Source organism: Paracandidimonas soli (assembly GCF_004342005.1).
In the GTDB taxonomy this organism is placed as follows: domain Bacteria; phylum Pseudomonadota; class Gammaproteobacteria; order Burkholderiales; family Burkholderiaceae_B; genus Paracandidimonas; species Paracandidimonas soli.
On the sequence record NZ_SMBX01000002.1, the window covers coordinates 692050 to 700602 of the forward strand.

Below are 8553 nucleotides of genomic sequence, written 5' to 3' on the forward strand. Positions count from 1 at the left end.
CGCTACTGATTGGCCGCCGCTGCGCCATCCTGCACGCGCAGGACGCCGCCATCTGGCAGCACGCCGTGGACATCCGGCTGGTACAGCGCCTCCACTCGCGCACCAGGCATCTGGAAGGCGCCCGCCGTTCCCAGGCGCACGGTATAGCTCACTGTCGTTTCGCCCGTCGGCAGATACTCGTAATACGCCCGGAAGGAATCGAAGCCGCGTTCGACAAAGGTCGGCCACGGCCCCTTGGCCTCCTGCGGCTCCTCCACCCGCGACTGCGCCGCAATGGCCGAATCCCGTCCCAGGCCGCTGCCCAGGATGGTCGCGCCGGCGGGCACGGGGTCGTTCAGCACGACCCAACTGCCCGGCGTCTGGCTGCGCAGCAGCAATTGCACGCGATAGACATCGCCGATGCTCCACTGTCCCGGCACGGCCTGGTATACGGGCGTGACGCTGCGGTCCAGCGAGAACCCGGCCGCTATCGGCTGCGTGTGCGGTACCGCTGCCCTGGCCTGCACATCGACCCAGACCCGTCCGCTGCCCTCATGCCGCAGATCCAGCGGCTGCGTCTCTTCCGACGCGGGCCATGCCTGCGACAGATCGTCGGCGGCGGCTCCGGCCGGCAAGGCATTCCAGTCCACGGCGGAATCCCGCCCTCCGCCCAGGCTTACCAGCGTCCGGCCCTTGACCGGCTTGCGCTCGAACTGGCGCGAGAATCTCTCCAGCGCCAGGCTGCCCAGCAGGTTTTCCGTCGTGGTGCGCCAGGCGCCGTTCGTTTGCATGGCAAGGAGCCCTTGCGCGATGCGCGGCACATCTTCCGACCACGACAGCTGATCCGTCACGGCCAGCAGCAGGCGCGCCTGCTCCGTGGCGCGGCTATGCATCAGCCACCAGGACGCCTGCGGCCCGCTGTCTCCCACCAGGGTCTGCGTCCCGCGGCTGAGCAGGCGGGAGCGCAGTTCCGCATCCACCTTGCGCAACTGACCATCCCTGTCCTTGAGCTTGGGCATGCGCTGCAGAATCTGCATCCAGTCCACCAGCGCGCCGACCGGCCAGCGTTCCGGCTCGATCGCGATACTGTCGACCAGGCGCGGTGACGCGGCATCGTAGCGCGACAAGGCTTCGATCGCCGTCAGCTTGCGCAGGTCCAGGTCCCGCTGCGGCGACCAGCGCACCCGCTCGATGCGCCCCTGGGCGAAAGCCTGCAGGCCCTGCAGCATCCGCTGCTCCAGCGCGGCGGGCAGCGCAAACGACAACCCCATGGATCTTGCTTCATGGCTGGCGCTGAGAATATAGGCCGTCAGCACCTCATTGCCCTGGCGCATGCCCGGGAAATAGGCCAGCAGGCCGTCGCTATCCAGCATATCCGGCAGGCGCGCGACTAGCGCCTTCCATTGGCCCGTATCCCGCATGCCGATCGCCCTGGACGCCAGTTGCTCCGTGCAGGTGTAGGGATAGGCCTCGAACCAGTCGTGCACGCCCGGCATGCCGCCCACGGCAAGACGAGAGCGCAGGGATATCCTCAGATCGCCCCTGGGTTCTCCCGATGGCAGGCGCAAAGCCCCCTTCGGCAATGCGATGGGCAGGCTGACCGGATTGTCCGCATCCAGCGGCAGCAGCGTGGCCTGGCGCACACGCACAGGCACGTCCGGCGCCAGCCGCTGGCTGATGCGTAGCGCATCCTCCGCCTGCTCGCCTCCCGGCGCATTGCGCTCGATCGCGCGCAACTCCCATTGCAGCTCGGCCTGGCCCGCATCCGTGGCCAGTACCGGCGCCTGCACGTTCCAGCGCACGGCGCTTGCCGATCCTGCCGCAAGGCCTATTGTCTGCGGCGACAGGCTGACGGCATCGCCCGACTCGCCCTGGCGATAGGACGCGGTGACTTCCACCTGCATGAAGCGCGATGTCGTATTGCGCACCGTCACCATGGCCTCGTAGGCATCGCCCTCGCGCACCTGCGGAGGAATGCCGCCAATCACCTGCATATCCTGAGCGGTGACCAGACTGGACTTGCCGGTGCCGAAGCGCGATACGCCGTGATCCGCAATGGCGACCAGAGCGAACTGCGTGATGGCGTCATTCAGCGGTACCTGAATCCGGCCGCGCCCCTGCGCATCCAGCTTGATCTCCGGCTCCCACAGCAGCAGCGTATCCAGCAGTTCCCGCGTCGGGCTCTTGCCTCCCCCGCCGCCGGCCGGCAGCGCCTTGCGGCCATAATGCCTGCGGCCGATCACCTCCAGCTGAGTCGTCGCCGTGCGCACGCCATAGCTGCGGCGCTGCCGCATGGCATCGAGCAGATCCCAACTGCGATTGGGAGAAAGCTCCAGCAAGGCCTGGTCGACGGCGGCGAATGCGACCGTCGCATTGGAAGCGGGCTTGCCGTCGGGAAGGGCCACGCGGATGTTCACCGTCGCCGTATCCCGCACACGATACGACGGTTTTTCCGGCGCCACGTCCACCAGAAGCTGGTCATTCACATCCGATACCTGTACCTCGGCGACGCCATGCCTGAAGGCCGGCTTGGCCAGGTCGATGAACGGCGTGGGCGCCGCGTATCCCTGGTCGCTGCTGCGGAATGCCTTGTACCACTGGGTCGGCCGCTGCCAGCCCCAGGAGAAGAAGGAATGCCAGGAGGTCTGGCGCAGCCTGCCGCGCAAGGCGAGCACAGACACGTACACATTGGGACCCCATTCCGGCCGTATGCCCAGGCGGATGGTCGGGTCCTTGCCCTCCAGCTCGACCACCTGCATGGCCAGCACGCCCTCGCGTTCGACCGCCAGCAGCGCCGTGGCCTGCCTGAATGGCATGCGCACCTGGAATTCGGCCACATCGCCGGGCGCGTACGAGCGCTTGTCGGGAATCAGATCGATCCGGTCCGCGCTCTCGCCGCCGAACCAGAGCTCATCGCCGCCCGTCACCCAGACGGAAGATTGCGCCACGGACGCCCTGCCCTGGCCGTCCAGCGCGCGCGCATTGAACTGGATTTCTCCCGGCGTATTCAGCTCCATTGAGCAGACCAGCGTTCCCCTGGCATCGGTCTTGCCCTCGCAGACCTTGCCCAGGGTGCGCGTCTGGGTATGCGAGTCATAGCTGTAGAACCCGCCCACCAGGCGCTTGCGCGTCGAATAGGTCGTCCGGCTGGAAGCCGTCACCGACACCTGCGTTTCTGGCAGCGGCTTGCCCGACGGCGACAGCGCCACTACATGGATCTCGGCCGACTGGCCGACCTGCACCCAGCGGCTGACCCTGATGCCCGCCTGCACGGCGGACGGCCAGACGTTGGCCGTCTGGCTCAGGGTCTGCACCTGCCCATTCGGATCCCTGAAGCTGGCCTCGAACAGCCACTGCTGGGGACGGCTGACCTGCAGCAATTTCTCGACGGGCACGCTTGCCCCGCCCGCGCCGTCCAGCCTGACGGCGGCCTTGTCCAGGAACAGGCGCTGGCCTACCGGCTGCGAAGCGCCCTCGGCATCCTCCCCCGAGCCTTCGCCCGGATAGGGAGGCGAAAATTCATAGGCCTCATAGCCCTCGAACGAGACCGGCATGTCGCGCGCCACAGCGGAAAGCTGCACATCCAGCCCGGACGCCGCCCCGCCCGATACATAGGCCAGTTGCACGGAGGCATCCACGGCGGCCGGAGCCACCAGCACGCCGTCCTGCTTCGGCCCGGAAATCTGCAGGTTGCCCGTCAGCAACGGCAGCACGAACTCCTCGACATTGAAGCTTCCCGTCTCGTGCCAGACATAGTTTTCTCCGCGCAGATAGACGGAATAGGAACCCAGCCTTGCAGTCTTCGGCAGCTCCATCACGTTCTGCGCGGACAGCCCTCCCGACTCCGAAGCCTGCCATTCGATCTTCTGCTCGTACTCCTGGCCGGAGCCGTCATGCATGACCACCAGCCGGTCGGGCAGCGCTTCCTGCGAGGGCAGCGCGAAGCCGTCCCGTGTCAGGCTGCGGATATAGTGCTTCATCGATACGGTTTCCCCCGCGCGCAGCAGGGTGCGATCGAACACGGTATGCGCCTTGACCGTAGGCGTCGGCGAAGTGCTGACGGGAATATTGAAGCGCCAGGGCTCTATTCCCCTGTCCCAGCCGGAAAAGGCGAACGAGAACTCCGCCTTTCCCCGGGCCTGCGGGTGGTCGGCGGGAATGCGTGCGGAAACATACACCCCGCCCAGCCCCGTGCTGCTGCAATATTCCGGATACTCTATGGGATCGGTCAGGTGCAATGCGCCGTGCACACCGGTCACGCCCGAGGCCAGTTGCGACCCATCGCAGGACAACACGGATACCTGCGCATCGGGAACCACCTGCCCCTCGTCCAGCGTCGTCACCCACACCAGCAGATCGTCCCGTCCTTTCTTGACGTGCACTGCAAGGTTCGTCATCAGGATCCCGGTGCGCACATACATGGGCTGTCCGTCTTCCAGCAGCGAGCGCCCGAGCTGCGCGGATTCGATTTCCAGCACATGGAAGCCGGGCCCCGACAAAGGCACGCCGATCACCTCGAACGGGCGCTGATCTCGGCCCGAAGCACCGGGCAGCACCCGGCGCACGACATTCGGCTGTCCGCGCAATGCGGAAAAGCCGCGCACATCAATCTGCGTTTCATTGTTGCCGTAGCTGGGCTCGCGGTCGGCCATGATGGCCGATAGCTGCCCCGCGCTCCAGCGCCCCTGCTCCAGACGCTGCAGCCGGGCGTACCAGCGCAGCACTTCGATATCGTTCTGCGTGCTCAGGCCGTTCACCGTGCCCGGACTGACGGACAGCGCATCGGCGCCCAGCGCGGACTCCACGTTCCGGACCGTCACCGGCACGACGGCGGGATAATCGTCGTCGGATCCCCCCGAAGGCGCCTCCGCGAAACGTTCCACCACGCCGAACGGCGCAGCGGCGAACTTGACCAGGGACGGATAGGCCGCCGTCCTGAAGCCCAGGGGAAAATCACCGGCATTGCTCAGTGTGCGGCCTGCATCGTCCTTGAGCCCTTCGGGCAAGGTCAGCGTCAGTTGCGCCTTTTCCGGGAAGGGTCCTTCGAACCAGACGTTCGTGACATCCGCATCGAACGCGTCGTCGTCGGGCGCAGGCACGATTTCCTGGGTGGGCGTGCGCAGCCGGATCTTGCGCGCCTCCTCGCGCGGAATCGGCGCGGAGAAGGAAACGCCCACGCCGGAAACCGGCGTGCAGTCCGCATTCGCGTTTTCACGCATGCAGGAAAACTCGGCCCGGAACGGCTTGCGCACCTCGAAGTCGAAATGCTGGGCCTTGGTCGAAACCGCGGTCGCATCGTTTCCCGTGCTCTGCACGCCGGGCCCAACGATCAGACGCACTTTGCCTTCCGGCGGCAGCAGCCGCTGGCACTGCAGCAGTTGAACGCTATCGTCGGACGGTTCCCTCGTGAAATACATAGCGTCCAGAACGGCCTCGCGCTGCTCGCCCGTTATCCCGCGTACAGGAACGCGCTCCCCCAGGCCCTCTACATGGCAAAAGGCGTTTGCCAGCAAGCTGGCGGCGTCCACCTTGCCGTTGAAGCGCAAGACGAATACCTGATCCTCGTCGATGGGGTAATAGCCATAGGGCCCGACTTCCTGGACTGAAGGTCCCCCGACACGGAACTCATGAAGCGCCTTCCCGCCCAGCTTCTCTCCGGACAGGGTGCGAAAGTCCGGATCCAGCTCCGCCTTGCACGATACGCCGGGCGCCAGCGGACGATCGAATGCATACACCCAGCGCTTGTCGTCCAGCCACCGTCCCGAGCCAGCCGCAGTCGAATCGCTGCATACCACTCGCATGGGCGCGGGCTGCTGGCTGTCTCCAAAAGGCACGACCTGCGTCGAAAACTCCGCGCTGACTTCGCTGACCGACGCCACCGTCCCCTGCGGCGTGAACTTGACCAGGCTGGCCGCCATGGCGGGCAAAGGCCCAGACAACACACCGGCAAGCACCCACGCGACCACTCTGCTCATTCATGACTCCAAGGTCTTTTTCCTGGCGCAAGGATACCGTAAGTCCGCCGGATTTTCCCGGCCGATTGCCGTTTCTTCCCATTGAAACAGGATGAAGCAAACGTAGCAGTCGGCTACCGGCGCAAACGCATCTCAGCGCTGCTTCCACGGCACCCACAGCCTGCAAATTCCCTGCGGGACAGGATGAGTTTCTTTATGTCATAATTGCGGACTGTCGGCTTTGGCGCTGTCTTTGGGTCGCGTCCTGCCGCTTCGATGTCCGCATGGCGCAAGCCGTCGCGGATATCCGGGCCTCTAGCTCATGCCTGGTTAGAGCAGCGGACTCATAATCCGTTGGTGCCGAGTTCGACTCTCGGGGGGCCCACCATTGTTTATGCGGGTTTGCAAAGGTCCGGCATCAAGTATCAAAAAATCTGTTGGGGGAAAAATTGACATGCCCCATAACACGCCCGCCTTCGAGCGGGCTTTTTTTGCGTCAAAATCATGGATCCAATACGCGCATGGCTACGTAACAGCTATTTCAGACGACAAGCAATATACTGTACAAATGAACAGTGTAAATGTCTTCGTTGACGACCCCAACCATTGCTGCTGGACCTGCGCCCACTGGCGCGGCGAGACTGGCGCGGATGATGCTCATGCTGTTTGCCGGCATCGTGGCGGTCTGCTGGTGATCGGCAAGCCAGACGCCGGATGCGCATACTGGGAGCCATGCCCCACGAAATCGCCCGAGCTGTTCGATCTTTATGGCTGCGCCGAAGAAGCGACGGAATCGTAAATAAACTCACACGTCAGTCCCGCCCCTCGGGCAGCGTCTCCATACTCTGCAAGCTCTCCAGCAGCGTCGCCAAGCCTGCCGAGCATGTAGGCGAGCATATCGACGGCCTGGGCGGCTGTCGGGCCTCCCTCGGCAAGGGCGGGATACCGGGCGCGGGCGTCGGCAGCCAGCGCGTTGACTCGGTTGCGCAGCCGCTGATTAGCAGCGCGAAAGGCAGCAGCATCAGCAGCCGATGTTGCGGACATTTTTTCGGCATTATCACGGGCATTCTCCAGCGCGGCGTATCTGCGCCGCTCTTCGTCGAGCGTTGATTTCATGGCATCAGATGATGCTGTGGCGATGGACTCCAGCACCTGCGCATGCTCGGCCTGTATGCGTGCCATGCTGGCATCGTGACGCCAGCCCAGCACTATCCACGTCAGTGCCACGGATAGCGCCGCCACGGCCCCATATCCGCGCCAGCCAGCCAGTTTCCCGAGTATCCATGTCATCGCTGCAACCTCCTGATGCCTTGGGTGTACCCTGCCGCCCGCGACCAGGACATGACCTGGCGGCGCATGCGCGTTCCGATGCCCAGATGCACCCAATCTGTGCTGCCCTGCTCGTAGATGAGCTGATCGAACTGGATGCCGCTGTCGCGGATGGCCTCGCAGATATGCATGACATGTCCGTAGCCTGGACACACGAAATCCGCAGCTAAGCCATTGCTGTGGTCGCTCGTCTGGCTCCCGCCAATCGCGCGATTCAGCGCCGGGGATCTATATCCGCTAGTGATAATCATCGGCTTGCCGCCCAGCAGTTCCCTGACCTCCTCCAGCGTTGCAGCCAGGGTTCGGAGATTGTCAATCTGCGCGGCCGACGGCGTGTTATCAATGCCTCTGGACTGCGCAACGATGGATCTCGTCAGTTCCGCAAGCGTGAAATGATCAGATAACCTCATAGCCGCCTCCCCAGCATGCAGGCAACATTACCCCGCGCCCGCCACGTCAGCGCTGCCAGCGCCAGGGCCACAGCCGCCTCGGACCAGTGTGCGGGCTGGCGCTCGATGCCAATTACCACCGCCCGCGCAAACGCTCCGACCATCAACGCATACGCAGACACCGATATCCAGCGTCGGAACCTCGCGCCATTGCGCTGGTAGCACAGCAATCTGCAAGTCACGTACAGCCATGCGGATACGACGATGACCTCCATGTCAGCCTCCCTTGCGAAACACTGATACGAGCGCATCCCAGACGGCGCGCACGCTCATCGTGCGGATACGGTCAATGAGCGTAATCGTGGTCTGCACAACAACGGCAGACGCAACGAACGCAATGACAAGAGGCTCTTTGATGGGCGACAGCCCCGCCAGGTCCGGAACGGCCGCATAGCCCACGACCAGCGAGATCAGCGCATAGACCAGGCGCGGCACCAAGCTGGTGTCCTTTGATGTGATCGCGAACGTCACCGCCCCTGCGAACGCCCCAAATACGGCGCCAGGGTCAAGACCTGTTATCCAGGCCGTTGCTCCGACCGTTGTTGCGACTACACCGGCGGTAGCCGCGCTTGCTGCTGGCTCTGTCATTGCCACTCCAGAAAACAAAAAGCCCCATGATGGGGCGCGTTTGGTACAAGGGCGATTTGCCCATGAACCGTAGAAAACAAAGACTTGCGCTCGCCTGTCCGACGTTGAGCGAGGCATTGACCAGATATACAGCTGAGGTATCGAGCCAGAAAAAAGGAGCGGCTCAGGAACGCTCAATCGCGAACGTCTGGCGTCGAACACTGCTGTCTGGCCGCAGACTGAACCGCATTACGCAAGCAGACATCCAGGCGCTG

Annotated in this window: 6 protein-coding genes, 1 tRNA gene and 1 pseudogene; 3 read left to right on the forward strand and 5 right to left on the reverse strand. The window is 64.2% G+C overall.

The annotated features are described in order from the left end of the window. Positions 1-2: 2 nt before the first annotated feature. Entirely contained in the window at positions 3-5954 is a 5952-nt protein-coding gene (locus EV686_RS06885) for an alpha-2-macroglobulin family protein (protein WP_132474812.1), read from the reverse strand. A 288-nt stretch (positions 5955-6242) separates the two neighbouring features. Between EV686_RS06885 and EV686_RS06890 the strand changes: the two genes are divergently transcribed. Both EV686_RS06890 and EV686_RS06895 read left to right on the forward strand, forming a co-directional pair. Further along, positions 6243-6321, forward strand: a tRNA-Ile gene (locus tag EV686_RS06890). A 66-nt stretch (positions 6322-6387) separates the two neighbouring features. Further along, positions 6388-6732, forward strand: coding sequence for a hypothetical protein (locus tag EV686_RS06895; RefSeq protein ID WP_132474814.1), 345 nt, complete (start codon positions 6388-6390; stop codon positions 6730-6732). Here the strand turns inward: EV686_RS06895 and EV686_RS06900 are convergent. From EV686_RS06900 to EV686_RS18545, 4 genes are read right to left on the reverse strand one after another with little or no spacing between them, the layout of a single operon-like run. Further along, positions 6699-7223 carry a DUF2514 family protein gene (locus EV686_RS06900; protein WP_132474816.1) on the reverse strand — a complete coding sequence of 175 codons (525 nt, stop codon included), beginning with the start codon at positions 7221-7223 and terminating at the stop codon, positions 6699-6701. The two genes, EV686_RS06895 and EV686_RS06900, sit on opposite strands and share 34 nt — an antisense overlap. Continuing rightward, entirely contained in the window at positions 7220-7672 is a 453-nt protein-coding gene (locus EV686_RS06905) for a D-Ala-D-Ala carboxypeptidase family metallohydrolase (protein WP_132474818.1), read from the reverse strand. Before EV686_RS06905 ends, EV686_RS06900 begins: the two co-directional genes overlap by 4 nt. Beyond that, positions 7669-7926: a phage holin family protein gene (locus tag EV686_RS06910; protein WP_165972525.1), complete on the reverse strand. Its 258-nt coding sequence runs from the start codon at positions 7924-7926 to the stop codon at positions 7669-7671. Before EV686_RS06910 ends, EV686_RS06905 begins: the two co-directional genes overlap by 4 nt. A gap of 1 nt (position 7927) precedes the next feature. Beyond that, on the reverse strand, positions 7928-8299 hold the full coding sequence (locus EV686_RS18545) for a putative holin (protein WP_165972526.1): 372 nt from the start codon (positions 8297-8299) through the stop codon (positions 7928-7930). A gap of 62 nt (positions 8300-8361) precedes the next feature. Between EV686_RS18545 and EV686_RS18705 the strand changes: the two are divergent. Further along, positions 8362-8553, forward strand: a pseudogene (locus EV686_RS18705) (site-specific integrase); the annotation flags it as partial.

Excerpts from the sequence above, each read along its gene's own strand:
- EV686_RS06895 (WP_132474814.1), top strand. The coding sequence starts at position 6,388 with ATGCCCCATAACACGCCCGCCTTCGAGCGGGCTTTTTTTGCGTCAAAA.
- EV686_RS06885 (WP_132474812.1), bottom strand. The coding sequence starts at position 5,954 with ATGAGCAGAGTGGTCGCGTGGGTGCTTGCCGGTGTGTTGTCTGGGCCT.
- EV686_RS06905 (WP_132474818.1), bottom strand. The coding sequence starts at position 7,672 with ATGAGGTTATCTGATCATTTCACGCTTGCGGAACTGACGAGATCCATC.
- EV686_RS06900 (WP_132474816.1), bottom strand. The coding sequence starts at position 7,223 with ATGACATGGATACTCGGGAAACTGGCTGGCTGGCGCGGATATGGGGCC.
- EV686_RS06910 (WP_165972525.1), bottom strand. The coding sequence starts at position 7,926 with ATGGAGGTCATCGTCGTATCCGCATGGCTGTACGTGACTTGCAGATTG.
- EV686_RS18545 (WP_165972526.1), bottom strand. The coding sequence starts at position 8,299 with ATGACAGAGCCAGCAGCAAGCGCGGCTACCGCCGGTGTAGTCGCAACA.